At 61.9% G+C, this 25790-nt stretch carries 21 protein-coding genes; 2 read left to right on the top strand and 19 right to left on the bottom strand.

Annotation, left to right across the window (positions count from 1 at the left end; translation table 11 throughout):
• Positions 1–55: 55 nt before the first annotated feature.
• Together KIH07_RS21125 and KIH07_RS21120 are read left to right on the top strand one after the other, a co-directional pair.
• A complete protein-coding gene (locus KIH07_RS21125) occupies positions 56–2056 on the top strand; it encodes a S8 family peptidase (protein ID WP_226493841.1) in 2001 nt (666 codons plus the stop codon).
• Between the two features lie 71 nt (positions 2057–2127).
• Positions 2128–2952, top strand: a complete 825-nt coding sequence (locus KIH07_RS21120; RefSeq protein WP_226493840.1) for a tail fiber domain-containing protein — start codon at positions 2128–2130, stop codon at positions 2950–2952.
• An 84-nt stretch (positions 2953–3036) separates the two neighbouring features.
• On the opposite strand, the gene KIH07_RS21115 is transcribed toward KIH07_RS21120, so the two are convergent.
• From KIH07_RS21115 to KIH07_RS21025, 19 genes are all read right to left on the bottom strand, one after another.
• Positions 3037–5295, bottom strand: coding sequence for a hypothetical protein (locus tag KIH07_RS21115; RefSeq protein WP_226493839.1), 2259 nt, complete (start codon positions 5293–5295; stop codon positions 3037–3039).
• Positions 5282–6160 (bottom strand): hypothetical protein, encoded by an 879-nt coding sequence (locus KIH07_RS21110; protein ID WP_226493838.1) that lies wholly within the window; start codon positions 6158–6160, stop codon positions 5282–5284. Before KIH07_RS21110 ends, KIH07_RS21115 begins: the two co-directional genes overlap by 14 nt.
• A 4-nt stretch (positions 6161–6164) precedes the next feature.
• The gene (locus KIH07_RS21105) at positions 6165–6800 is read right to left on the bottom strand and encodes a class I SAM-dependent methyltransferase (protein ID WP_226493837.1); all 636 of its coding nucleotides are present in this window, start codon (positions 6798–6800) and stop codon (positions 6165–6167) included.
• Between the two features lie 28 nt (positions 6801–6828).
• Positions 6829–7863, bottom strand: coding sequence for a GDP-mannose 4,6-dehydratase (gene gmd / locus KIH07_RS21100; protein ID WP_226493836.1), 1035 nt, complete (start codon positions 7861–7863; stop codon positions 6829–6831).
• Entirely contained in the window at positions 7860–10946 is a 3087-nt protein-coding gene (locus KIH07_RS21095; RefSeq protein WP_226493835.1) for a glycosyltransferase, read from the bottom strand. Before KIH07_RS21095 ends, gmd begins: the two co-directional genes overlap by 4 nt.
• Before the next feature lie 12 nt (positions 10947–10958).
• The gene (locus KIH07_RS21090) at positions 10959–12143 is read right to left on the bottom strand and encodes an FkbM family methyltransferase (protein WP_226493834.1); all 1185 of its coding nucleotides are present in this window, start codon (positions 12141–12143) and stop codon (positions 10959–10961) included.
• On the bottom strand, positions 12140–13363 hold the full coding sequence (locus tag KIH07_RS21085; protein ID WP_226493833.1) for an ABC transporter ATP-binding protein: 1224 nt from the start codon (positions 13361–13363) through the stop codon (positions 12140–12142). Before KIH07_RS21085 ends, KIH07_RS21090 begins: the two co-directional genes overlap by 4 nt.
• A 13-nt stretch (positions 13364–13376) precedes the next feature.
• The gene (locus tag KIH07_RS21080) at positions 13377–14168 is read right to left on the bottom strand and encodes an ABC transporter permease (RefSeq protein WP_319004836.1); all 792 of its coding nucleotides are present in this window, start codon (positions 14166–14168) and stop codon (positions 13377–13379) included.
• A complete protein-coding gene (locus KIH07_RS21075) occupies positions 14168–15643 on the bottom strand; it encodes a mannose-1-phosphate guanylyltransferase/mannose-6-phosphate isomerase (protein WP_226493831.1) in 1476 nt (491 codons plus the stop codon). The genes KIH07_RS21080 and KIH07_RS21075 overlap by 1 nt, the downstream gene beginning before the upstream one ends.
• 5 nt (positions 15644–15648) lie before the next feature.
• Positions 15649–16194, bottom strand: a complete 546-nt coding sequence (gene rfbC, locus KIH07_RS21070; RefSeq protein WP_226493830.1) for a dTDP-4-dehydrorhamnose 3,5-epimerase — start codon at positions 16192–16194, stop codon at positions 15649–15651.
• A 3-nt stretch (positions 16195–16197) separates the two neighbouring features.
• Positions 16198–17079: a glucose-1-phosphate thymidylyltransferase RfbA gene (rfbA, locus tag KIH07_RS21065; RefSeq protein WP_226493829.1), complete on the bottom strand. Its 882-nt coding sequence runs from the start codon at positions 17077–17079 to the stop codon at positions 16198–16200.
• Positions 17080–17084: 5 nt separating this feature from the next.
• Complete coding sequence (gene rfbD, locus KIH07_RS21060; RefSeq protein ID WP_226493828.1) at positions 17085–17972, bottom strand: dTDP-4-dehydrorhamnose reductase; 888 nt, start codon at positions 17970–17972, stop codon at positions 17085–17087.
• Positions 17969–19033 (bottom strand): dTDP-glucose 4,6-dehydratase, encoded by a 1065-nt coding sequence (gene rfbB, locus KIH07_RS21055; protein ID WP_226493827.1) that lies wholly within the window; start codon positions 19031–19033, stop codon positions 17969–17971. Before rfbB ends, rfbD begins: the two co-directional genes overlap by 4 nt.
• Positions 19034–19128: 95 nt before the next feature.
• Positions 19129–19962: a glycosyltransferase family 2 protein gene (locus KIH07_RS21050; protein ID WP_226493826.1), complete on the bottom strand. Its 834-nt coding sequence runs from the start codon at positions 19960–19962 to the stop codon at positions 19129–19131.
• Positions 19959–20915, bottom strand: coding sequence for a glycosyltransferase family 2 protein (locus tag KIH07_RS21045; RefSeq protein ID WP_226493825.1), 957 nt, complete (start codon positions 20913–20915; stop codon positions 19959–19961). The genes KIH07_RS21050 and KIH07_RS21045 overlap by 4 nt, the downstream gene beginning before the upstream one ends.
• 5 nt (positions 20916–20920) lie before the next feature.
• Positions 20921–21868 carry a glycosyltransferase gene (locus tag KIH07_RS21040; protein ID WP_226493824.1) on the bottom strand — a complete coding sequence of 316 codons (948 nt, stop codon included), beginning with the start codon at positions 21866–21868 and terminating at the stop codon, positions 20921–20923.
• A 16-nt stretch (positions 21869–21884) separates the two neighbouring features.
• Positions 21885–22814: a lysylphosphatidylglycerol synthase domain-containing protein gene (locus KIH07_RS21035; protein WP_226493823.1), complete on the bottom strand. Its 930-nt coding sequence runs from the start codon at positions 22812–22814 to the stop codon at positions 21885–21887.
• 78 nt (positions 22815–22892) lie between these two features.
• Positions 22893–23960: a glycosyltransferase gene (locus tag KIH07_RS21030; protein ID WP_226493822.1), complete on the bottom strand. Its 1068-nt coding sequence runs from the start codon at positions 23958–23960 to the stop codon at positions 22893–22895.
• Between the two features lie 11 nt (positions 23961–23971).
• A complete protein-coding gene (locus KIH07_RS21025) occupies positions 23972–25771 on the bottom strand; it encodes a GDSL-type esterase/lipase family protein (RefSeq protein ID WP_226493821.1) in 1800 nt (599 codons plus the stop codon).
• Positions 25772–25790 lie beyond the last annotated feature (19 nt).

Below are 25790 nucleotides of genomic sequence, written 5' to 3'. Positions count from 1 at the left end.
CCCGCTGGATGCAGCATCCGGCGTGTTGAACGCAAACAAGTTGGGAGAGGTCAACATGTTCAATCTATTGGTTGGTAGGAAGCGTGTGCTTGGCACGCAAAGCGCGGCGCGAAAACGGGTGTCTCCGCTCGTTTGGGTTCGCCGTCTTTTTCCGGTCACGGTGTTGGTTGCGGGGGCGGCGCTGGCGCAGTCTGGTCCGGTGTCGCGCAGTGCCGCAGACCATCAGCGTCACAGCGCCCTGGTTCAAACCGCTTCGGCGCGAGGCTCGGTGCCTGTGATCGTTGAACTGGCCCCGCAAAGGGCTGCTGGCGAGAGTCTACGCGTTCAGCAGGGTACACCGGCGCAGGTCGCAGACCTTCGTGTGGCCCAGGATCGGGTGCTGTCGCGCCTGGTGGCTGCGCGCTCCAATGCGGGCCTGAGATCGGCGCAGGACGTGGCCCGTTTCAAGCGATTCAGCTATTTCCCGGGTATGTCGCTGCGCGCTTCGGCACAAGACGTGCAGGCGCTGCTGGCCGACCCCGAGGTTCTCCGTGTGCACGAGGACGTGCTTCGAAAGCCCGTGATGCTCGACGCCACGGCACGGGTGGGCATGGTGTCTGGTGCGTTTCAAGGGCGTACCGGCGCTGGGCAAGTGGTTGCCGTCCTGGACTCGGGTATCGAGAAGACCCACCCCTACATGTCTGGTCGCGTGGTTTCGGAGGCTTGTTACTCGACGACCGATGCCGGCGACGCAAGCACTTCGTTGTGCCCGGGTGGCGCGTCTTCGTCCACTGCAGTCAATTCGGGTCTGGATTGCTCATCGTCCATCAATGGTTGTGGCCATGGAACCATGGTGGGGGGAATTGTGGCTGGGAACACCCACCCCAGCTATGGCGGCGGCATGGCTCGGTCTGCGGAGCTGATTTCGATCCAGATCTACAGCCGTATTGACGATTCGACGATGTGTGGTGGGGCGCCGCCGTGCATTCTTACGTGGCTGTCTGATGAGATACAGGGCCTTGAGCGTGTCTACGCTTTGCGTTCCAGCTACCGCATCGCGGCAGTGAACATGAGCCTGGGGGGCGGGGCCTATTCCTCTCACTGTGACTCTGAACCTGAGTTTCCGATCGTCGCCAGTTTGCGGCTGGCCGGCATTGCGACGGTGGTGGCGAGCGGCAATGAGTATCAAAGCTCCAGGCTTTCTGCTCCAGCATGTTTGTCGAATGTGATCAGCGTGGGCAGCACCACGGATGGGGATACCGTCTCGGCCTTCTCCAACAGCGCTTCGATGCTGCAACTGCTGGCACCGGGAGATGACATCACCTCCACGTACCTCTCCGGTTCGTACCTGACTGGCGACGGCACATCATTTGCAACACCCATGGTCGCGGGCGCCATCGCCGCTCTGAAGGAGCAGCACCCGCAGGCCAGCGTGGATACCCTGCTTGCGATGCTCAAAAACACAGGGCTTGGCGTGGTGGACAGCCGCAACCAACTGCTTCGATCCCGCATCCGTGTGGATCAGGCCATGTCGGGCTTGGACAGCCTGACGCGAATCTCCAACGGAGGGAGTCATGCAGGCCAATCCGGTACGACCGGTCAGTTCAGCTATTACACGGTGGTTGTGCCATCGGGGGCGAGCAATCTGAGCATTCAAACCACCGGCGGAACCGGCAACCCCAACATGTATGTCAAACGGGGCAGCCGCCCTACCCAAGCGTCTTTTGACTGCAGTTCCGCAAATGCCGGAACCACGGAAGCCTGCTCCTTTGCATCACCCACAGCGGGTACCTACCACGTGATGTTGCACGCGCCGTCCACCTACTCCGGTGTCACCGTGAGCGCAGACTTCGATGTGGGTTGCGCCAGTTCGTCCAACATCGTGCTGCCCAGCTCCGTGGGGGGGGCGGCTGAACATTCAACCTGCGGCACCATCCTGTCGAATGCCACCAGCACGGCCGTGTCGTCCACGGGGGTGCTGCAGCTGAATGCTGGTACCGGCATCCAGCTTCGAACCGGTTTCCGCCTTTCCGCTGGCGGGCGCCTCTGGGCCCGCGTTTACCCAGACATGCAATGACGGGCATCCTCGCCCGCTCCATTTAACTCATACACATTGAACATCATCTAACTGGACACTCAGGAGGTCTTATGAAAATTGCTGGAATCACCCAAAAAGGTTTGGTCGCTTTGTCGTTGGCTGGTGCCGCGATGGCCAGCGTTCATGCCAATGAGCTTTATGTGGAGCCCACCGGGGTCGGCATCGGTGTCGCGACACCCGATCGGCTGCTGCACCTTCGCGGCCCCAACGCCGTTTTTCGCATGGACCGTCCTGCGGATACGGCGGCTTTCATCATTGCGCGTACCGATTCGAGTTACAACCCCATGAAGGTTTACGTGGTGGGTGTGAATGCTTCGGCGCCGGGAAACGGGGAATTCATGATCAGCGATCTCGGTGCATCCACAAGTGGTGCTTCGGCGAGAAGGATGACCATTACTTCAGGTGGGGAAACACATTTTACCGGCGTGGTGCGTGCGCCCGCTTTTGCGCAAACCAGTTCCATTAGATTCAAGAGTGATGTTCTTACTCTGGCAAACCCCATTGAGAGTTTGAAGCAATTGCGTGGCGTCAAATTCAACTGGAAAGAAACCGGAGCCCCTTCGATCGGTCTTATCGCTGAGGAGGTGGTGAAGGTCTATCCCGAGTTGGTGGAGATGGACGGCGCAGTCCCCGGTGCTGTGAATTACTCTGCCATGGTGGCGGTGCTGCTGGAGGCGGTGAAGCAGCAGGATGAAGAAATTCATCGGCAGAAGATTGAGTTGGAAAAAATCAAGCGTCAAACCACCATGGCAAATGCTGCCGAGGTCGAAAAGCGCCTGGTTGCTCTTGAAGCGGCTTATACGCAGTTTTTGTCAAATCAGTCTGCCGAAGCGAAGACGGCATTGCATCGTGTCGATTTCAGCGTAAAAGAATGATTGGGGTTTTCGCCTCAGCCGCCTCCCGGTTCGAGGTCGCGTGAGGTTGGCTGCACCGATGGCTCGGTGTGGCCGTGAAACGGTTCAGGGTGGACCGCTTGATGAGGTTGGCGTGACGGGTTGCAACTTGTAGCCGTCCAGCTGCACTTGATCTTGCGGGCCAGCAAAAACCCGAACCTCCAGATCTTGTACTGCTGCGGGCAGCGTTACGCGGGCTTCCAATAGCAGGTGCTCGCCGTGGGGCATCAGTGCATACCGTCCGTGTTGGGTCTTCCCCTGGTTTGACGCGACATCAATCCATGTGCCCGTATGCACCGAGCTGCTGCCATACACCGTAAGGATATATTCACCGGGGTTCATTTCCACATTCGGGCCGTACAGCAGGAAGCCTTGTTGACCGCGGGTGACCAGACGCTTGCCTGAGAGGGTGCCGGATTGTGTCTGGACGGTTTGATTGAATCCTTCTTGCTTCAGGCAAAGTGGAGATAGGCAGGCGTGTTTCTGCAGCTTCGATGTATTGGTTGAACTTGGTGCGTTTCGATATTCGGGATTCAGGCGCACGACTATGTAGTGTTCACGTGCGGTGATTTCGAACATGTCCAGGTGCTCAAGAGTCTGTGCTATGGAAAGCATCTGGTCCCTGAACTCTTGTAGATATGGCCACCTGTGTGCGGCCCACAGCATGTCGCTGTAGGGGAGTACCACGGCGTCGGCTTGTTTGCTGGTGAGCAACATCACGATGCGGTTGGCAAATTGCGCGTCAATCTGCCCATATTGAAACCCACGCATCCAAGTGGGCCAGCGGACCCTGGCACTTTCCAGGTTTTTATCTCCGCCAATGTTGAAGCTGACGACGTTCAGGCGGGAGGCAAGATAGTTCACCAGGAAATCGTTGCGCCAGGGTAGAAAAGCCACCCGCTCCTTTGCATTCAACACCAGGCGCATGTCGTCAACCAGATCCGTCTCAATCTGAAAGAACATTGCACGGTTCTGTACGTCTTCTGCCCATTTTTTCGGCAAATCGGGCAGATTGAGCAGAATCACGCCCGCCATTAGTGAAGCTGCGAACAGTTGTGTATCTCGTTGATTCCGAGTTGACAGGGCAAGCAGTAGCACGCCCCAGGCACCGAACACGCCCAGGGCTGTCCAGCGGTAGCTGGCGCGCATACCATTGAAGCCCGGCAGTTTCTCGGACAGGAAGCCCGAGCCAGTGGGCGCCAAAGCGGCTTCAGCGGGCATGAGTGGCCCCAAGGTCGCTCCTTCTGGCTTCACCGAGTTCAGTTTGATGGATGGCCCCATGGCCATATAGAAGCCAAAGCCCGCTACCAACAGCAGCCCCAGCGCTGCTCTCTGTACGCGCGCCATGCGCCACGCCGCCCAGATGCCTCCAACGGTCACAGGGATGCAGAAGGTCGTGATCCAGACCGAGGCGTCACCAAAATACTGTTGATCGGAACGGGCCACACTCCAGCCCAATACATCCGGTAACCAGTGCATGCCCAGTGTGGGGCGGGCGAAAAACGTCAGATCGGCACCCCAGCCTCGGAAGAAATCCAGAGATGCGGCCGAATAGCTCGATTTACCCACGAAAGTGCTGTAGAGCAGGTAGCCTGCCAGCAGGCTGAGTACATGAAGTGGCAATGCCACCAAGGCGAGACGCCTTCGTCCAATGGAGTCGGTCTTCAGCCACCACCAACCACCGAGCAGACCTGCTCCAACCGCAAAAAACATGAAGCTGTAGCCGTCCATGAACACGGCGAGGATGCACACCAGCGGATAGGTAAGCTTCCACCAAAAGTGGTTGCCAACCGGATCACCATCGGCTGGCGCGCATTGCTGCAGCAATTTCAACGAGCAGAGGAAGTACAGCGGCAGCAAGGCTATGCCGATGGATAACATGGAATAGCCAGCGTGTGCCCAAGTGGCAGGCATGCTCATCCATCCCAGGGCTGCCAAAACCGCCAGCGCGGGTTTGGCCGAAAAGTGCCGGGCCATTGCGTAGGCCGAACCCATGGCCAGCGTCATCCAGCTGGCCACCATGGCGCTGTAGGCATCGGGTGGTTGCAAGCCCAGTTGGATATAGAGGGCGGTCAGCCAAGCGCCGGGCAAACCGAATGCCATGGCTGCGGGCTCGGGGGCGCCGAAATTGGTTGCGTACACCGTCCATAGCGACTGGTTGACGAACGACTGGGAAAAACCAGTGGACCAGATGGCCTGGCCCAGCGTGGGGGTCAGCAGAAACGGCACGGCTCCATGCATCACCAGCATGAGGCACCAGGCGCTGAGCAGTAGCAGTGGTGTGAAGGCCCGACGGGAGGTGAGTGGGTGCTCAAACTTGGCCATGGGCTTTCGTCCTGATGGAAAGTGCGTACAGGTAAAACAACAGGTCACCCGAGGCCGTCACCGCTCGCCCCAGGACCACCGCCACGAGCAGGTCTGCCGGCGCGAACAGTCCGCCCAGCAAGAGCAACAACACGGCCTCGCGCACACCCACTCCGGCCGGAGCCCCTGGAGTCACGAGGCCCGCCAGCCAGGCCAGCACATAGGCACCACACACGGCAGGCAGCGCGGAGTAGGCCACAGCCGATGTGCCACTGCTTGCCAGAAGCACCGCGATGAACACCACTCCCGACACCATCAGAAAGCTGGCTTGCCAGAACATGGCCAGGGCAAGCGGCCTGGCGCCAAGGCGGTGGAGGGTTGCGTATCCACACGCCAGCAGCGATGCCCACAAAACGGTGGCGGCGGTGACTGACATCTGGGGCCAACCCAGAGGGGTAGCCAGCGCACCATACAGAAGGCCTAGCATGGCGAGCATGACCAGTTCCCACAGGGCAGACTGTGCCAGTGGGCGGGCCGCCATGCCAGCAGACATACCCAGTGCCTGGCGCCCTGCCAAGTGAAAGATGTTGCCCGGGATGTATTTGTTGATCTGCGACACACCGTAGGTCTTCAGCGTCCAAGGCCATGTCGCCTGGAGCTCGAAATAATTCAGCAGTTGCCACCAGGCCCTGGCCAACAAGGCATTGGATGCACCGTAGGCCACCACCAAAAGGGTCAGAGCCGCCCAAGCGGAGGTCCCGAAATGCGATACATCTATCTGTGCCGAGTGCTCTGCAATCTTCAAGACCACAAAGGCGGCCCCAGCCAGAGCCAGCAGGGTACTGGCGGTGTGAAACCAGCGTTTGAGGTGAGGGCGTTGGATCACTCGCCTAGTCTTTCACCCGACACAGCAGCATGGTCCAGGGCAGTGGGGTCTTGACAGCAACCACCTCAAAATAGCGCTCGACGAGCGCAATGAACTGCCGGGTGGACCAGTGCTGCAGATGGCCCGGTGTGTTCCCCCAGTGTCGCAGGTAGGCTCCGCGCGCCATGTTCATGGCACACCATATGGGCTCGCGCGGCACCGTCAGGATGACGTGGCGACTGGCCACTTTCTGGATCGCGGCCAAACCAGCCACGGGATCGGTCAGGTGCTCCAGCACCTCGCTGCAAACGATCAGATCGGCGCTGTCGGTGTCTGGCGCAATATCGTAGATGCTGCGCACAGAAAACATGCCCGGGTCCAACTGGGCGCTGACGGCATTGTCACGCGCCATGGCGATCACCTTTTCAGAGAAATCACTGCCTCGCGCGGCTATGCCTTGTTGGGCCCACTCCAGCACCCAGTGGCCCTCTCCGCAGCCCAACTCATGGACGTTGGCCGGAGCCGCTCTGGACACCAGATATGCCAGACCATTGTTGAACCCGCGCATGATCTCGCGCACCAGAGGGTTGCGGGATTCATATTTGTCGAACACGTTGCCGACGATCACCCCGTTTTCCTGCAAGCCATGCGAAATTTTCAAACCTGGAGCCTCCTGCAAATAGCGACGCTCAAAACGAAAAACCTGCCCGATTGCGGCGCAGATCAGCCTCCACCATCATCTGGCACAGTTGCTCCAGCGTGGTCGCGGGTTCCCAACCCAGTTTGGCTTTGGCCTTGGCCGGGTTGCCGATCAACAATTCAACCTCTGCGGGGCGGTAAAACTTCGGGTTGATGCGCATCACGGTCTTGCCGGTGGCGCTGTTCACTGCGGTTTCGTTTTCGGCCTGCCCACGGAAGTCCACAGCGATGCCAGCGCCCTTGAACGCCATGCGAACAAAGTCGCGCACGGTTTCCGTGCGGTTGGTGGCCAGCACAAAGGTGTCGGGTTCGTCGGCCTGCAGCATGCGCCACATGCCTTCCACGTACTCCTTGGCGTAGCCCCAGTCGCGTTTGGCGTCCAGGTTGCCCAGCTCCAGGCAATCCAGCTGACCCAGCTGGATCTTGGCCACGCTGTCGGTGATTTTCCGGGTGACGAACTCGCGCCCACGCAGCGGGCTTTCGTGGTTAAACAAGATCCCGCTGCTGCCGAAGATGCCGTAGCTCTCGCGGTAGTTCACCGTCATCCAATGCGCATACAGCTTGGCCACGCCATAAGGGCTGCGGGGATAGAAGGGCGTGTCTTCCACCTGCGGGATGGCCTGTACCTTGCCAAACATCTCGGACGTGCTGGCTTGGTAGAAGCGGATCTTGGGGTTGACCAGGCGAATGGCCTCCAGCAGGTTCAGGGCTCCGATGCCGGTGATCTGCGCCGTGGTGCTGGGTTGCTCGAAGCTCACGCCCACAAAGCTCTGCGCCGCCAGGTTGTAGATCTCGTCCGGCTGGACCTTTTGCACCATGGCGATGCTCGCGCCCAGGTCGGTCAAGTCGTATTCCACCAGGTGCAGGTTGGGGTGGTTCTGGACGCCCAGTTCCTCAATGCGCCAGAAGTTGACCGAGCTGGTGCGGCGGTAGGTGCCGTAGACAACGTAGCCTTTGTTCAGCAGCAGTTCGGTGAGGTAGGCACCGTCTTGACCGGTGATGCCGGTGATGATTGCGGTTTTCATGCTGTCAGTCCTTTCTCGGGTGAGCTGGTCATGGTGATTCCAAACAAGTCGGGTATTTGGTCAGACTTGTGTTTCCAAGCGTGCGAATGAATGTCGTCGGCGTCTGGATCGAAGACCAGCCAATCGACGTGGCCAATGTCTCTTTCTGAGCTGGTGGGCGCATCTCCCGCCGGAGTCGGGGCTGCCATGGCCAGACATTGCACGAATACACCGCTGTTGCGCCAGGCGCTTAAGACGGCCTCTTGCTCAACCGTGCTCTCCGTTGGCGGAAACAGGCGAAGGACCCTGTCGCCGCTCCAGGCATCGACTGGTTCATCCTGCGTCCAGGTATCGACAATTCCCAAGGTCTGACAGACAAGTTGTCGTGCGTAACGGAACACTCGCTGACCGGGGGGGGCATAAATCGGCTCGATTTGCCATTCCGAATGTGCTTCGGTTGACCAATGTTGGATCAAGGACAGAATGGCCTGTCTGGCTGTTCGGGATAGATGTGGTTGATACAGGCTCGATATGTCCAGCAGCAGCTGTCGCTTTCTTGGTTCCGGCGGGAAATTCCTGGCCATGATGCTGGCAAATGCCATTAGCTCTTGCCCGCCCCTGGCCGATTTTGAGAAATGGTTCAATACGCCTTGCAGCCCGGTCTTTGATTGACAGTAAAAATGTTCGATTGCCGTGAAATACCGATTCGCGCAGTTCTCGGGTGCGTGATGGTTTTCAATGATTCGTCGCGCATCTCTACTCAAGGTCGTGCGTTTTTCGGGGTGTGCCCAGAGTGTTTCAAGTGCATTGACGAGTTCACTATCCTCGAATTCATCGGGCAGCATCCAGACCCCCTGGGGGTCGATGTCTGCCATGCTCCCGTGGGCATTGATCACTGTCGGCAATCCGTGACTCATACAGTCCAGGACGGCCGCAGATGTCTCGCCGCGCGAACGTGCACGCAACTGAACCGCCACGTCTGCAGCAGCGAGATAGCATTGGAACTCCTCTGCATCGGTCCAGCCCGTGATTCGGATCCTATCGGCGAGTCCACTGTTTTCGAGGCCTGCCAGCAGCGCGCTGCCATACCCGCCATCGTGGTTTTCGCCTACAAATATCAAATGTGCGGTCGCTGACTTCGCCAACGAAGATTCCATGAATGCGGTCAGCAGTCGGTGGTTCAGTTTGGACGGTCCAAGCAGTCCAAACGAACAAACCACAAAATCCGAGTTTGAAATCCCCAAGCGGCTCCTGGCGTGCTCTCGCGAGATACCCGCAGGTAGCGCTCTCAACAGCGGGATGACCGCCCATTCGGCTGCACTTCCCTTGCCATAGTGCTGGTCAGCGAGTCGTCTGGAGCATTCGCTGTGCACAATGACGCCCAGTGAGGCCTGCAGAACCGTCAGATTACAGGGGTAATCCCACATGACGACGTCGATGTCGGGTTGCTGAAAACGTTGTTGAACCGCGCGATAACCATGGCTTGCGTGCAGAGCCTGGGCAAACACACCAGGCTTCAATCCCGTGAGGTCCCGGTGGGCTAGCGCCCCCGATAGGAAGAAGTCGTGCAACACCACAACGCCGGGGAACTTCTCCAGCAGATCGAACATGTGGGCATGAAAGTGTGAGTTGCCGAAGTGGTAGATCACACGGTCGTAGCTGTTGTGGTTCGATTGAAACCATTCGATGTTGTGCACGCCGCAATGGGTGTTGATCCATGCGTCGTCCAGCTCACCCTGGTCTATCACAACGTCCACGGCGTACCAGTGCGTCAGCACACGGAGCAGTTCCGCGCTGTAATAGCTGATGCCGCTGCGGGCTGGTGGGAGCGGGGAGATGTACGCCAGCCGGGGGCGTTCGGCGGGCAGGGGCGCTGGCGCCTCATGCTGGGCGATACAGTTCTCCATGGCAACGATGGCCCGCTGTGCTGTTGTGTCCCAGCTGAACCTCTTGCATTGCTGTGCGCTGTGCGCCTCAAGCCTTTGATGAAACCCCTGGTCCGTCAGGGCCTGAATCAGCTTGTCCGTGATGGATTCGATGCTGTAGGGGTCAAACAATGCGTCGTCCAGCCCGACTACTTCAGGGATGCTGGAGGTGTTTGATGCGATGACTGCCTTGCCGCATTGCATGGCCTCCAACGCCGGCAGGCCAAAGCCTTCGTGCAGGCTCGGAAATATGAAGAGTTTGCAGCCGTTGTACAACCTGACGAGATCATCTTCGGACACAAATCCAGTCATGATCATTTCGTCAGGCAAAAGCCCTTGGCTGCGCGCCAATTCATGGAGTCGATCACGGTCTGTTTTTTTTGCGGAACAGACGATGGCCAGTTGATGAAATTCACGCAAGGATGCCGGGAGTCTTGCGTAGGCTTTGATCAGGCCCTCAATGTTCTTGCGATGGTCTATCCCGCCGGTATACATGATGTATGGACGAACCAACCCATACTGTTCTACCAGGCGTTCTTGGTCGGATATTAAAAGTGGATGGGGTGAGAACTGTACTTCGCTCGCAGTGGAAATATTGACCACTTGGTTTGCTAAAAACCCCAGCCAATCGATGGCCTCTCTTCCAGATGATGAGGATATTGATAGGAGCAGGTCGGCTTGCTTCAGGTGTCCGAGTTTCTCCCTGTACCAGTTGTCCACAACCGGATTGGCCAAGTAGACCTCATGATGAATGAGCGGAATGAGGTCATACAGCACGACGGCGGTCGGGAACGGGGACGGCTTGGCAATGCTCGTAACGGCGTCATCTCCCAGTCCTTCAATCAGGCTCGTTACGAGGACAATGTCCGGCTTTAGTGCATGAAGGAAGGCCAGTCTCGTGAGCTCGGCAAGTTCCTTTCGGTCCCCGTTCTGCGAATCGTCGCTCGATACCGGGCCATCAAAGTGCCAGACTTTGATGTTTTGCGGCGGCACCAGTTGGCTGAACTGGTCCCGAATAGGTTTGATTGTGTCTGGAAACAGCCCGCTCAGGAGCAAAACGATCTCATGCCCGTTCGAGTGCTTCAGCAAGGAGGTGGTGAGGGAACTGGAATATCGCCCAATGCCTCGGCTTCTGGAGCCCGTGCTTTGATAACCTTGGAGATCAATGACGATTCGCATCGTGTGTTGAGCCTATTCTTGGTTCTTCGCGTTGATCAGAATCTGGTGTATCTGTCGGGTCCGGGGGGTTGGATCGGCGTCGCTCCCCGCATTCCCTGTGGCTGTCTGATGTTCAGCGGCCGGTGCACTGGCATGGCTCCGTTCGGTGTGCGGCGGCTCCCCGCCCCGGAGCTTGATGATCGCCATCGTCAACCGCCGCCGAAAGCCGTGGATCAGAAGCAAGCGCATCTGGATGCTCAGCCAGCGCATCGGGGCCGTGAGGCGCCAGGAAGCGCTGGTCCGCATGGCGATCATCGATTGGGCAAGCTCCCGCCAGGTGTTCTGTGCCGCGAGCAAATCATTGCTCAATCTGGCGTGGGCCGCCTCCAACTGACGTATGTACCCATTGCGTTCAGCTAGCTTGGATTCAAGCGTCCGAGTGCTTTCCGAGTACTGACGAACCAGGCTGGCGCTGCGAAGGGTTTCTTCGCGCGCCTTGTGGGTCTCGTGGACTGCCAGCCGGCACAGGTGATGGTCCGCAGCCAGGGCAAACGGGTCAAATACGTTGGGCGGAGATCTGAATTTTTCAATCAGCTCACTGTGCGCGCTGGATACGTAAAACCTGTTGAGTCCGTCAAAGTATGCGAATGTGTATCCCTTTTGGAGGATCAGGTGTTCCCACTCTTCATGGGTTGTGGTGGCCGACAAGGGCCGGGTCGCTTCGATGACCACAACCCATGGGCGGACCAGTGAAGACTTCCAGCCCGCAAGCACATCCTTCTCGGCCCCCTCCACGTCTACCTTTAACCAGTGCACGTCTCGGTCTCCCTGGGACGTCAGCACCGTGTCCAGGGTCAAGACGGGTACAGAGGTCTTCTTGGAGTTGAAGCCTTTGGATCGGTGTTGCTCGGCAATTTCGGCGCTTGCAGTGGAAAGTCCGGTGTCCGCGAACTCGAAGAATGTCAGGATTCCTTCTGCCTTGCCCAGCGCTACCTGCAGCACCAACTCATCGGGACGTGCCGAGCGTAGCTTGTCCGAGTACTGCTGCGTCGGTTCAACATGCACACCTCGCCATCCCTGTTGATAGAAGGCGAGACTGACCGAATGCAGGTATGGATCCTGAGCGCCGACATCTATGTAGAAGCCGTCACAAACATGTCCGAGTGCCCGCCACAGCATGACGTCTTCGAAGTTCTGGGCGTAGGAAATAATGCTCATGTACGGGAGATTCCGATGACTGGGTCTATCCAAGCACAGCCGGCAAAATGCGACTTGTTCATGTTGACCACATTGAAGACCAAGGCCAAGTCCCGCCATTCGTAGTTGTTGGACAAATGGGTGTCGGTACTCACAATGGCGGTTTGCACCGAGTAAGTACCAGGCCCAAGGTTGGCTGGGAAAGCAATGTCAAACAAGCACCGCTCCCCAGCCGCAACGTTGAGCAGCGGCTGATTTTTCAGGTGGGTGTTGGTACCGTAAATAACTTGACCCAAGCGGTCTTTGATGCCGTAGCCCAGCACCAAGCGGTCAATGGCTCGGTGCGAGGTGACTTCGATGCGTAAACGCACGGCCTGCCCAACGTCAACCACCTCTAGAGGCCGGTTTGCTTCATCAACCAGTGCAATGGCGGTAACTGTGGCCTCACCGGTACCCGAGATGGTTTGCACCTTGCCGTCTTCTCTTACCTCTTGCGTGACTTGCTGGTTCTGATGGTCGGCGAGCAAGGCGTTGTAGTAGTCCATCACCGCCTCGGGTTCACCCTGCATGACCAGTTGCCCAGCATTTAACAGGATGGCACGGTCGCAAATGCTCTGAATGGCCTGCTTGTCATGGCTGACGATGAGCAGGGTCGTACCTTCTTCGCGAAACTGCTTGATGCGCGCAAAGCTCTTGTGCACGAAATACGCGTCGCCGACCGAAAGCGCTTCATCCACAATGAGGATGTCGGGCCGGTGCGCGGTTGCCACGCTGAAGGCCAGCCGCATCTGCATGCCACTGCTGTAGACCCGCACGGGCTGGTCGATGTAGTCACCGATTTCGGCGAAGGCTTCGATCCCAGGCATCAGCCGCGCGATTTCCTCGACCGTGTAGCCCAGCAGCTGGCCGGCCATGAAGGCGTTTTGCCGCCCGGTGAAGTCCGGGTGGAAGCCCATGCCGAGTTCCAGCATGGCGGCCACGCGGCCGGTCATGCGCACGCTGCCGGTGGTGGGCTGGGTCGTGCCGGTGATCATCTTGAGCAGGGTGCTCTTGCCCGCCCCGTTGATGCCGATGATGCCGACGGCTTCACCCGGGGTGACGGTGAAGTTGATGCCTTGCAACACCCACTTGAGGGTGTGCCGTTGGGGGTGGAACGGAATGAGCCATTCGGCCAGACGCGCCCAGCGTGTCGGGTACTGTTTGTAGGCCTTGCCCAGGTTGGAGACGGTGATGGTACCCATGCTCGGTGCTTGTTCAGAGTTCGTCGACCATCTCGCCCGAGCGCTTGCGGAACAGGCGCAGACCGAAGATGCACAGAGCGGTGGCCAGAACGACCACGGGCCACAGGCTGGTCCAGTTCGGCCACTCGCCAGTCATCAGCACGGTCTGAAAGGCGGCCATCAGCCGCGCCATCGGGTTGAAGTTCATGAGGAACTTCACCGAGTCGGGCAGGATGCTGATGGGGTAAACGATTGGGGTGAACCAGAACCAGAAGGACAGGAAGATGCCGAAGAACTGGCCCACGTCGCGGAAGAAGACGTTGAGCACGCCCAGGGTGATGCCGATGCCGATGGCAAACAGCACCAGCAGCAGCAGCAGAGGCACCAGCGCCAGGACGGCCCAACCAGGGAAGTTGCCGGACAGCAGCAGGAAGAGGGTGAAGAGGCCGAAGACGATGCCGAAGTTGAGCACTGCGTTGCTGACCACTGTGACTGGCAGGCACAGTCGGGGAAAGCTCAGTTTCTTCAGCAGGTTGGCATGTTCGAGAAACATGCCGGTGGCGCGGGTGGTGATCTCGGCGAACAGGCCCCAGGTCAGGATGCCGGTGCAGAGGTAGATGCTGAATCCGTAGGTGCTCTCAACGCCCGGCAGCCGGGCTTTCATCAGCTGCGAAAAGATGAGCGTGTAGACCACGATCATCGACAGCGGGTTGATGATGTTCCACGCCGCGCCCAGCAGGGAGTTGCGGTATTTGGTCTGGAACTCGCGTTTGACGCTGCCGAGAATGAAACCCCGGTAAGCCCACAGGGCCCGGATCATGTCCATCACAACCGCCCGTAGGTGTCGGACAGACGAACAATGTCGTCTTCGCCCAGGTAGTCGCCGCACTGGACTTCGATCAGCACCAGTTCATCGGGGCCGGTGTTGGTCAAGCGGTGCTTTTCTTTCAACGGGATGTAGCGGTATTCACCGGGCACGGTGGGGTACTCCACATCGCCAATCTGCACGATGCCGCGGCCGTGCACCAGCATCCAGTGTTCGGCGCGCTGGTGGTGGTACTGCAGGCTCAGGCTCTGGCCGGGCTTGACGGTGATGCGCTTGACCTTGTAGCCATCTTCTTCCTTCAGGGTCGCGTAGGTGCCCCAGGGGCGGTGCACCGCGGGCGGCAGCAGGGTGCTCTGGTGGTGCGGGCTGTTGATGTGGCGTTCCTTGAGTGCGTCCACCACGCGTTTGACGTTTTGTGCCTCGCGTTTGGTGGTGACGAGAAGGGCGTCGGGGGTGTCAACCACCACCAGGTCTTGCACCCCCACCGTGGCCACGACCTTGTGGCAGTGGCTGTCAACGTGCACATGGGTTCCGGTGGTGTTGACGGCGACCCAGTCGGCGCCGTCGGCGGCACCCAAGGTGTTGCCGCTGGCGTCGGGCGTGTGGGCTTGCGCCACGGCGGGCCAGGCCCCCACATCGCTCCAGCCGAAGCGGGCCGGCACAAGGGTCACGTTGTTGGCGCGCTCCATCACGGCGTAGTCGATGCTGATGTCGGGCTGCAGGCCGAAGCTGTGCGCCTGAAAGCGGGTGACGTGGGGCGGGTTGGGTTCGTCGGGCAACGACATCGCCTGGGTGGTGGACTGGGCCAGGGCCTTGCCCGCAGCCTGCAGCACGTCGGGCGCATGCTGGGTCAGCGCCGCCAGCATGGCGCCGGCTGTGAAGCAGAACATGCCGCTGTTCCAGTAAAAGCGCCCGGTGGCCAGATACTCCTGCGCCGTGGCCAGATCGGGCTTTTCCACGAACTTGAGCACCGGCTGCACGTCCCGCCCCAGCTTGGCCACTTCGATATAGCCGAAGCCGGTTTCCGGGCTGGTGGGCTGGATGCCGAACACCACCAACTGGCCTTTCTGGGCCTGGCGCACGGCTTCGAGCGCATTGGCCACGAAAGCTTCGGTGTCGGGAATCAGGTGGTCGGCGGGCAGCACCAGCATGACCGCGTCGTCGCCGTGGGTGGCCTGGCAGTCCAGTGCCGCCAGTGCAATGGCGGGGGCGGTGTTGCGGCCTTTGGGTTCCAGCAGGTAGCGCACCCGCGGCGGGTCGGCCATGTCCGACAGCAGCCCCTGGGTGAGGAACAGGTGGTCCTGGTTGGTGACGATGAGCAGATCGTCGGTGCCGCAAGCCTGGCCGCGGGTGATGGCTTGTTCCAGCAAGGCGCTGCCGCCGAGCTTCATGAAGGGCTTGGGGTAGGCTTGGCGTGAGGCCGGCCACAGGCGGGTGCCGGCGCCGCCTGAAAGGACGACTGAGATCAGTTTCATGGGTATCAGGCGAAGACCTCGGCTTGTTGGAAAGAGGCGCCAGCCTGGTCCTTGGCCGATAGCAATGGGGTGACAGGGGTGTGCCAGTCGATCGCCAGATCGGGGTCGTCCCAGACGATGCAGCGCTCGTGGGCCGGCGCGTAGTAGTCGCTGGTTTTGTAGAGGAATTCGGCGGTTTCACTGAGCACCACGAAGCCGTGGGCAAAGCCCTTGGGTACCCAGAGCTGGTGCTTGTTTTCTGCGCTCAGGATGGCGCCCACCCATTGGCCGAAGGTGGGCGAACTGCGGCGGATGTCTACCGCCACGTCGAACACCTCGCCCTGCGCCACGCGCACCAGCTTGCCCTGGGCCTGCTGGATCTGGTAGTGCAGGCCACGCAGCACACCCTGGCGGGACTTGGAGTGGTTGTCCTGCACGAAATCGACTTGGTAGCCCACGGCTTCCTCGAAGCGGGCCTGGTTGAAGCTCTCGTAGAAGAAACCACGGTCGTCGCCAAAGACCTTGGGCTCGAACAGGATGACTTCGGGAATGGCGAGGGGTGTGGCTTTCATGGGTCAGCGCAGCGCTTCTTTGAGGATCTGTTGCAGGTACTGGCCGTAGCCGTTCTTGGCCAGTGGCTGGATCAGGGCTTGCACCTGTTCGACGTTGATCCAGCCGCTGCGGAAGGCGATCTCTTCCGGGCAGGCCACCTTCAGGCCCTGGCGCTTTTCCAGTGTGGCGATGAACTGGCCGGCTTCGAGCAGGCTGTCGTGTGTGCCGGTGTCGAGCCAGGCGTAGCCCCGGCCCATGACTTCGACGTGCAGCTGGTTGGCTTCGAGGTACAGGCGGTTCAGGTCGGTGATCTCGAGCTCGCCACGCGGCGAGGGCTTGAGGTCCTTGGCCAGTGCGGCCACCTGCTGGTCGTAGAAATAGAGGCCGGTCACGGCGTAGTTGCTCTTGGGCTGGGCCGGTTTTTCTTCCAGGCTCAACACCCGCCCCGTCGGATCGAACTCGGCCACGCCATAGCGGTGCGGGTCGTTGACGTGGTAGGCGAAGACGGTGGCGCCGTCGGCGCGTTCGGTGGCGTTGTGCAGCAGGGCCGCGAAGTCGTGGCCGTAGAAGATGTTGTCGCCCAGCACCAGGGCCGAAGGGTCGTTGCCGATGAAGTCTTCACCAATGATGAAGGCCTGCGCCAGGCCGTCCGGGCTGGGCTGCACGGCGTACTGCAGGTTCAGTCCCCACTGGCTGCCGTCGCCCAGCAGTTCGCTGAAGCGCGGCGTGTCGTGCGGTGTGGAGATGATCAGGATGTCGCGGATGCCGGCGAGCATCAGGGTGCTCAGCGGGTAGTAGATCATCGGCTTGTCGTACACCGGCATGAGCTGTTTGCTCACCGCCTGGGTCACGGGGTAGAGCCGGGTGCCGGAACCGCCGGCCAGGATGATGCCTTTTCTTTGCATGGTGCTCACAGGATCTGTTGCAGGATGTGGTCCAGGCCTTGCCGCCAGGAGGGCAGGCGCAGACCGAACGTGGCCTGGAATTGTGAAGTATCGAGACGGGAGTTCAGGGGACGCCGGGCGGCCGTCGGGTAAGCATCTGTTGCAATGGCCTGGATGTTGTCGGGCGTGAGTTTCAGCGCCAGGCCGGCCGCCTGGGCCTCGGCGACGACGTGGCAGGCGTAGTCGTGCCAGCTGGTTTCGCCACTGGCGGCCAGGTGGTAGACACCGAAGGGGAACTCTTGCGGTCCATCGGTTTGCAGCTGGCGCACCACGTGGGCGGTTAGGTCGGCCAGCAGGGCGGCGGAGGTGGGTGCGCCCAGCTGATCGTTCACCACGTTCAGGTGTGTCCGTTCGGTGGCGAGCCGCAGCATGGTTTTGGCGAAGTTGTGGCCGTGCGCGCCCACCACCCAGCTGGTGCGGAAAATCAGGTGGCGGCGTGTTGCGCGCGCCAGCGCCCGCTCGCCTTCGAGCTTGCTTTGCCCGTAGACGCCCAGCGGCCCGGTGGGGTCCTGTTCGTTGTAGGGGGCGGGCTTGCGCCCGTCAAACACGTAGTCGGTGGAGAAGTGAACGACACTCGCGCCCAGGCGTTCGGCCTCTTCACCCATGATGCCCGGCGCCCGGGCATTGACCGCCATGGCAGTCGCGGTCTCGCTCTCGGCGCGGTCCACGGCCGTGTAGGCCGCGGGGTTGACGATCAGCCCAGGGCGAACATCGCGGATGAGCGCGCGCAACGCATCGGCATCGGCCAGATCGCAGTCACCCGAGTCCACGGCATGCACGCTGCCCAGAGGGGCCAGGGAGCGCTGCAATTCAAACCCGACCTGCCCGTTCTTGCCGGTCAGGAGGATGTTCATGCAAGCGCCCCGTACTGCTGGCCGATCCAGTGGCGGTAGTCGCCGCTCTGCACGTGCGCCACCCAGTCCGAGTGCTCCAGGTACCACATCACCGTCTTGCGGATGCCGCTGTCGAAGGTTTCGGCGGGCTTCCAGCCCAGTTCGCGGTGGATCTTGCTGGCGTCGATGGCGTAGCGGCGGTCGTGGCCTGGCCGGTCTTTCACGTAGCTGACTTGGCTGCTGTAGGGCTGGCCGTCGGCGCGCGGTTGCAGTTCGTCGAGCAGGGTGCAGACCGTGCGCACGATCTCGATGTTGGGTTTTTCGTTCCAGCCGCCCACGTTGTAGGTCTCGCCGGGGGCGCCGGCTTCGAGCACGCGGCGGATGGCGCTGCAGTGGTCCTTCACATACAGCCAGTCACGCACCTGCATGCCGTCGCCATAGACCGGCAGAGGCTTGCCGGCCAGCGCGTTGACGATCATCAGCGGGATGAGCTTTTCCGGGAAGTGGTAGGGCCCGTAGTTGTTCGAGCAGTTGGTGGTGAGCACCGGCAGACCGTAGGTGTGGTGGTAGGCGCGCACCAGGTGGTCGCTGGCCGCCTTGCTGGCCGAATACGGGCTGTTGGGGGTGTAGGGCGTGGTTTCGGTGAAGGGCGCATCGCCCGGGCCGAGCGTGCCATAGACCTCGTCGGTCGACACGTGCAGGAAGCGAAAGGCACTCTTGGCCTCGCCGTCGAGCGAGCCCCAGTGGGCACGCACCGCTTCGAGCAGGTGGAAGGTGCCGACCACGTTGGTCTGGATGAAGTCTTCCGGGCCGTGGATGGATCGGTCGACATGGCTTTCGGCGGCGAAGTTGATCACCGCGCGGGGGCTGTGCTCGGCCAGCAGCCGGTCGAGCAAGGCGCGGTCGCCGATGTCGCCTTGCACAAAGACATGTCGGTGGTCGTCGCGCAGGCTGGCCAGGTTTTCGGGGTTGCCCGCGTAGGTGAGCTTGTCCAGGTTCAGCACGGGTTCATCGTGTTGCTCCAGCCAGTCGAGCACGAAGTTCGAGCCGATGAAGCCGGCGGCACCGGTTACGAGAATCATCCAAGTCTCCTAGAGGGTCGTTTCAGCGTGAGGGTGAGCCGCTCGCCCGGCCCGTGTGGGGCTTGGCGGGCAATCGGGGCAAGGGTGTCTGTGCATCATCGGCCAGGTGGGGCGCCACCGGTCTGGTCAGGGCGTTGCAGGCGGCCCAGGTGCTTGAAGAAGTAGCGGGCCATGCTCGCGGCATGCCAGCGCATGTACCGGGGGTTGCGTCTGCTGGCGCGCTGGGCTTCGTGAATCACGGTGACCCCGGGATCGCACACCACCTTCCAGCCCGATTTCCACAGCCGGGCGCAGATGTCGACATCCTCGTAATACAGGTGGAATTTAGCATCAAAGCCTCCCACATCCCGAAATGCCGCCGCGCGAAACAGCAGGAACATGCCCGCCACCCACTCCACGTCTTGCGGGTCGGAACGCTCCGTGGGCTGGAGGTGGTAGCGGCCGTCGTCCTGCCCCAGGAGTTTTCGTCCCAGGTTCCAGGGGGTGGGGAAGTGCCGCGCGTTGTCTTCGGGCCGACCCGCGGGGCTGAGCACCAGCGGAGCGACCACGCCCACGCGCGGGTCCTGCATGCAGGCCAGCAGGCCGGGGAAGGGGTCGCCGATCAGGCGGATGTCCGGGTTGGCGACGCAATAGAAGGTCTGCTCGTTGCCTTCAAAGGCCTGGTTGTGGTTGCCGGCGAAGCCCAAAGGCTGCGCATTGGTGAGCTCGCGCGCGGGGATGCCTTCCGGCAGGCGCAGGCCGGATTCGGGCAGGTTGTGGGTGAACACCAGCTCCGTCACGCTGCCCAGGCCCTGGAGATCGGCCAGAAAGCGGTTGGCCAGCGCCACCTGCTGATGGCTCACCACGGACAGGCGGATGCCCGCTGGGGTGCCTTCGCCCTGCGGGTTGTGGTGCGAGCTGGCTTGGGACCGGCCCGGTGTTGCGCTCATAACAACCTCAGCACACGGTAGATCGTGCGCTGTAGGGGCGGAAGGCGCAGCGACAGGCCGCTGGCCAGCCACAGGCAGAACTTCTGGCGCAGCGTCAGCTCGGCGCGGTAGCGTTCCAGGAAGGCGCGGGCTTGCCGGGCGTTGAGCTGGAAGATCTCGCCATGGCGGTCATCGAACAGGCGGTGAAAGTAGCTGCGGAACACCACCGGTTCGGTTTGCGCTTTGGCGCCGATGGCGTTGTGGGCGTGCTGCCGGTAGTCGATCAGGGCCTGGTCCAGGTAGTCGCGGCTGCCCAGCGCGCTGGCCACCAGGGACAACCACCAGTCGTGCATGATGGCCTGCGGTGGCACCGGCAGGCTCTTGTGCAGCAGCGCGCGGTTCATCAAGCTGGTGCAGCCGGTGAGGGTGTTGCTGAGCAGTTGGGCGGCAAATCCGCTGCGCTGGACCTGCAGGCCCTGGTAGCGGGCCATGGAGGGGGCGATCTCGCCGCCGTCCTCGTTGATCACGCGCAGGTCGCTGTGCACCAGCGCCGGCAGACCGGGGTGTTGCGCTTCGAGCTCGCGGATGCGCGCCACACCGGTGGCCAGCTTGTCGCCGTGCCAGTGGTCGTCCTGGTCGGCCAGGGCCACATACACCGGCTGGCCCTGCAAGGCGGCGGGGGCCTCGAAGGCCAGGGCGGCCTGCATCAGCACCGAGAAGTTGGCGCTGGCGCCCAGATTGCCGCGCTGGTCCTCCAGCAGCCGGACCTGCCCGGGATAGCGCGCCACATAGTCACGCAGGATGTCCAGCGACCGGTCCGAAGAAGCGTCGTCGCGGCACAGCAGGAGAACCTGGACCCGCTCCTGGCTCAGGATGGAGTCGATCTGGTTGGCCAGGAAGCGTTCGCCGTTGTAGACCGGCAGCAGCACCAGCACGGTGCCAGGCGGGAGCGTTGGGGAGGTGGCGTCGGTCATCGGGTTCAGATCTGGTTGAGCAGGAGGCCGAGCCAGAGCGATGCGCGCCCTGCGCGCGTCTGGCGCCACAGGCCGCTGGAGCGGTAGGCGCGCAGTCGCGCCAGGGCGCCGGGGCATCGGCGCATGGCCTTGTAGTTGTCGAACTGGCGCAGCGCCTCGACGCTCAGATGGGGCGACAGGTCGTTCATCGCGGCTTCGGTCTGGTCGCCCCAGGCGCGGTACTGGCCCTGCAGCAGCAGGCGCACGCGCTGCAGCTTGTCCCAGGAACGGCCCTGCGAGCCGATCAGGTTGCCGGCGTGCTGGCGGTACAGCAGGCAGGGTTCGGGATCGAAGCGCATCGTGCCGCCGCAGCCGGTGACCGCCTGGTAGGCCGACCAGTCGTGCCAGACCGAGTGCAAGGGCTGGATCAGGCGCAGCAAGCGCAGCAGTTCGGTGTTGAAAACCATGGTGTTGCCGCTGCACACGTTTTGCAGCAAGGCGTTGCCAAAACCGAGGGGGCGTTCGGGCAGGGGGCTCAGCCCGATGGGTTGCAGCTGCTCGTTGACCAGCCGGGTGCGCGCAGCATACAGCGCGGGCTGGCCGGGCGCCGGCCGCAGTTGCGCCAGGGCTTGCGCGGCCCGGCCGAGCTTTTGGGGCAGCCAGACATCGTCCTGGTCGCTGAAGGCGATCAGGTCGTGTTCGCTCAAGGGTTGCACCGCTTGCAGCAGATGGAAGAAGTTGGCGGTGGAGCGTTGCCGGGGGCCTTGCAGCAGGCGCACGGTGTGGCTGCTGTGCCGAGCGGCAAAAGCCTGGCAGATCGCCACCGTGTCGTCGCTCGATCCGTCGTCGCTGATGCTCAGGGTCCAGTTCGGGTGCTCCTGCGCCGCGATGGAGTCGAGCTGCGCGCCGATGTGGGCGGCGCCCTGGTAGCTCGCCAGCAGGATGTGGATACGGGGTGGTGGCAGGTCGTGCATGGCGTTTAGCGCGGCGTCACAAGACTTTGCGGCTCATCAGACCCAGCCCGAAAGCCAGGCTGTCGCCCAGCATCGTGGCCAGCCGCATGCTCACCCCCAGGCCCACGGCAGCGCCCGCGCCCACCACCGGGGTGAACAGCAGCACCATCATGGCCTCGCGCACCCCCACGCCGCCGGGTGCGCCCGGCACCACATAGCCGACCAGCCAGGAGGCAGCGAACAGGATGGTCATGGTCGGGTAGTGGCCCGCGTCGATGCCAAACAGCCACATCGCCTGCAGCTTGAGCACGCCGCCGAGGATGAGAAAGCCCAGCAGCACCACGGCGCCCACCATGAGCGAGGTCTTGAACGAGCTGGTGGCCAGCGGTTTGCCCCCACCCAGGCGTTGGCTCAACGCGGGGAAGAAGTGGTTGAAGAGGCGAATGGCGATGGCCGGCACCACCAGCAGGCCGGCCGTGAGCAGGCCCAACCCGAGTGGACCGAGCGAATACGGCAGCATCGGCAGCAGCGCCCTCGAAAAAAGCAACAGGGCGAGTGCGGCGAAACCCGCACCCACCGCGAGGTTCCAGACGGTTTCGACCAGGATGGTGCTCAGGGTCACGGCCACCGGGATGCCCACGGCGCTGCCCAGCGCCGCGCGCCCGGCGTAATGGCCCACGTTGCCAGGCAGGTACTTGCCGAACTGTGCAATCGCGATGATCTGCATGGCTTTGGGCAAGGAGGGGGCGACGCCCTGGTCGAGCAGCAGGGCGCGCCACATGTAGCCGTTGAGGGCAATGGTGGCGGCCACGCCAAGCACCGAGGCGAGCGCGGCCAGCACGCCGTAGGCATCCCAGTGGATCGGCGGGATGTCACCGAGCCGCTTGTAGAGCTCGCTCAAGAAGTAATAGAACGCCAGAGCGACCAGGGCGTAGGCCATGGGCTTGAGCAGCTTGCGAGGCGTCATGGGGTGCGGTGCGGCAAAAGGAAAGGAATCGACCGGAAGAGCGGACCCGCGAGGGATCGCGGGCGCGTCCTGCCGTGTCTAGGGCGCGGGTTTGCGACCCATCACACCGTCCAGCAGCGCCTTGAGCTCGGCGCCGAAGTTCTTGATGGTGCAGAACCGCTGGAAGATCGCGTGCCCGTTGCGCGCGATCTTTTCGCGCAGCACATCGTCGTTCTTGAGCCGCAGGATCGCGTCGGCCAGGGCCTGCGGATTGGCCGGGTCCACCAGATAGACGCTCTCTTCGTGTTGGAGCAGCTCCTGCACCGGCGCGTTGCGCCGGGTGATGAGCGGCTTGCCCACGCCGATGGCTTCGATCACCTTGTTGGTCAGCACCAGATCGGCCCGCGCGTTGTCGCCAAAGATGCCGAGGCAGACGTCGGCGCGCGCCATGAAGCGCGCGAGTTCGGCGTAGGGCACCGGTGCGTGAAAGCTGACGTTTTTCAGGTCCAGCTCGCGCGCGAGCCGCATGTCTTCGTCGTAGGTGATGCCCTTGCCGACGATCTGGAACGAAACGTTCTGGTCTTCCAGCAGCTTGGCGGCTTTCAGGATGTGCCGCACGCCGTGGAACGGGATGTATTCGCCATGGAAGTGGACCAGGAAGCGGCCATCGGGCTCGCGCGCCGAGCCCGGGCGGATGACCGCGTCGTCCACCGCCAGGAACAGGCGTCGGAACTTGCTGGTTTCGGTGTGGATGACACGGCCGAAGTGCCCGATCACGTGGTGGCTGTCCAGGATGGAAAGGCTGGCGGCCTTGTAGGACAGCCAGTCGCTCAGACCGTAAATATGCGCCTTCAACGAACCCGGTGCGGCCTTCTCGCGGTCGAACACCATGGTGTCGTAGGTCGTGATGTACATGTCAAACACGATCGGCTTCCAGGTCAGCAAGCGGATCAGCGGGGTCAGCAGCTGGCCGTAGAAACCCACCAGCACCAGATCACAGCCGGGGGCCTTCAGCAGTGTCTGCAGCAGCAGGCGGGGGTAGTGTTTGAACGATTTGTCGGGAGGCAGGCAGGCCACGACCTCGTAGCCGTTGTGTCGCAGGGCGTTGAGCACGATGCGGGTGCGTGAATAGGCCTCTTCGCGCCCGGCGACATACAGAATTTTCATGAATGGCGTGATCAGTACTGGATGTTGGCCAGCAGCAGCAGGCTCGAGGTGTTCTTGACGTCCTGCAGTTGGGTGCCGTAGGTGGCGCTGAAACGCAGGTTCTTCGCCACGTCCAGCGCGGCCTGCAGGCCCAGCCGGGTGCGGCTGATCTTGGCGGAGGGGAACAGCTCGCGCTGCACCACACCCGGTGTGCCCGCTTCCTGCATCGACACCATGACCGAGTCGCGGTGCAGGCTTTGCACGTGGGACAGGCTGCCACCCAGGCGCAGCTGCTTGTTGCCAGCGAGGTGGATCGGGTCGGCCTGAAAGTCCAGGCCCAGGCCCGAGAGCAGCTCGTTCATGCGGGAAGAGCTGAACAACACGTCGGTGGTGTAGAGGGTCCGGGTCAGCGCGGGGTCCATGCTGTGGGACTGGCTGGTCAGCGATACCCAGGGCGTCACGTTCATGGCGCCACTGCGCAGCGGGTAACGCAGCTTGTTCTCCAGCGACCAGGTGTCGCCCTTGCTGGTGTTCTCCAGCGTCAGGTTGACCATGCTGTCCTGGGCATAGCTGTTGAAATTCAGGGCCATGTGCGAGAGCTGGCTGCTCAGCAGAAAACCCGACACCGGCTTGTGCCAGTACAGCGACACGGCGTCCGAGGTGAACCGGCGGGAATTGCGCTGGGCCGCCGTTTCGAGCAGTTCGGGCTGCTCGTGCTGGAACACGGCCACGCCCAGCCGGCTGTTGCTCGGGTTGTCCTCGGAGCCCAGGTTCATGTCCAGGGCCAGGCCCCTCGGAGACTGCTGGTCCTGCTGCCGGGTCGCGGCGAAGGGCTGGAACACCTTGCCGTTGAGTGGCTTGAAGCTGAACGGCTTGCTCTGGTCCATGCCCAGCGCCACCAGCCTGAAGCCCGGTTGCAGCCGTTTCTGGCCCGCCATGCTCAGCACGAGCGTGCCATTGTCGATGTCCTTGTTGAGCTGCTCCGCCGCGCCCGCGCCGGCGCTCACGCTGTTGGCCCAGTCCCAGCCCCGGCTCAGGTAGTGCTGGTACACCCGCGTGATGATCTCCTGGCCGCGGTTGCCGAAGTGGGTGGCGTCGTGGTAGAGCGCATCGACGGACGAGCGCGAGCTGTCGGCGGTGGTGACGTTGGTGAAACCGTACGCCTGCGGGTCCTTGAAGACCCGTTCAAACGCCGTGTACATGTCCACCGCAATGATGTTGGGGTTGCTGTTGGCGATGCCGGCGAGCATGGTGTTCCAGGCGCGGACCTGGTGATCGACGCCGTCCGACACGCCGGGGCCACGACCCCAGGCGTGCAGCTGGGTCACGAACAGGCGGCGGTTTTCGTTGGCGGCGCCTGCCTCGATCAGACGGTCCACGCCGGTCTTGTAGCCCGTGGTGGAGCGGGTCAGGCCGTCGGGGCTGCCCGTGCGCCCGATGTCGTTGTGCCCCAGGTAGACCACCGTCAGGTCGCGGTCGACGATGGGGTTGCCACTGTTGAGCGCCTTGTTGATCTGTTGATCGAAGGCCCGCAGTTCGCCCGACTGTGCCCGGGCGCCACCGATGGCGTAGATGCTGGACTGGGTGACCGTGCCACGGGCCTGCAGCTGCTGGGCCCAGTTGATGGTGCCGATGGAGCTGGTGAAGTTCGGGTCGGAGTAGCTGTCGCCGAACACCCGCATGGTGTTGACCTTGATGCTGGCCAGGCTGCTGCTGTTGTCGGTGCTGAAGGGGTTGGCCACGCCGGGGGCGGATGAGCCCGAGCTGGCGCAGCCAGCGAGAATCAGGCTGGCACAGATCACGGTCAATGACAGGGTGGATGCAGGTTTCATGGCGTGGCCGGGAACGGGT

It is taken from the genome of Hydrogenophaga taeniospiralis (genome assembly GCF_020510445.1).
GTDB lineage: Bacteria > Pseudomonadota > Gammaproteobacteria > Burkholderiales > Burkholderiaceae_C > Hydrogenophaga.
The sequence above is the reverse complement of the archived record's forward strand: the minus strand, read 5'-3'. Positions and strand labels throughout refer to the sequence as shown.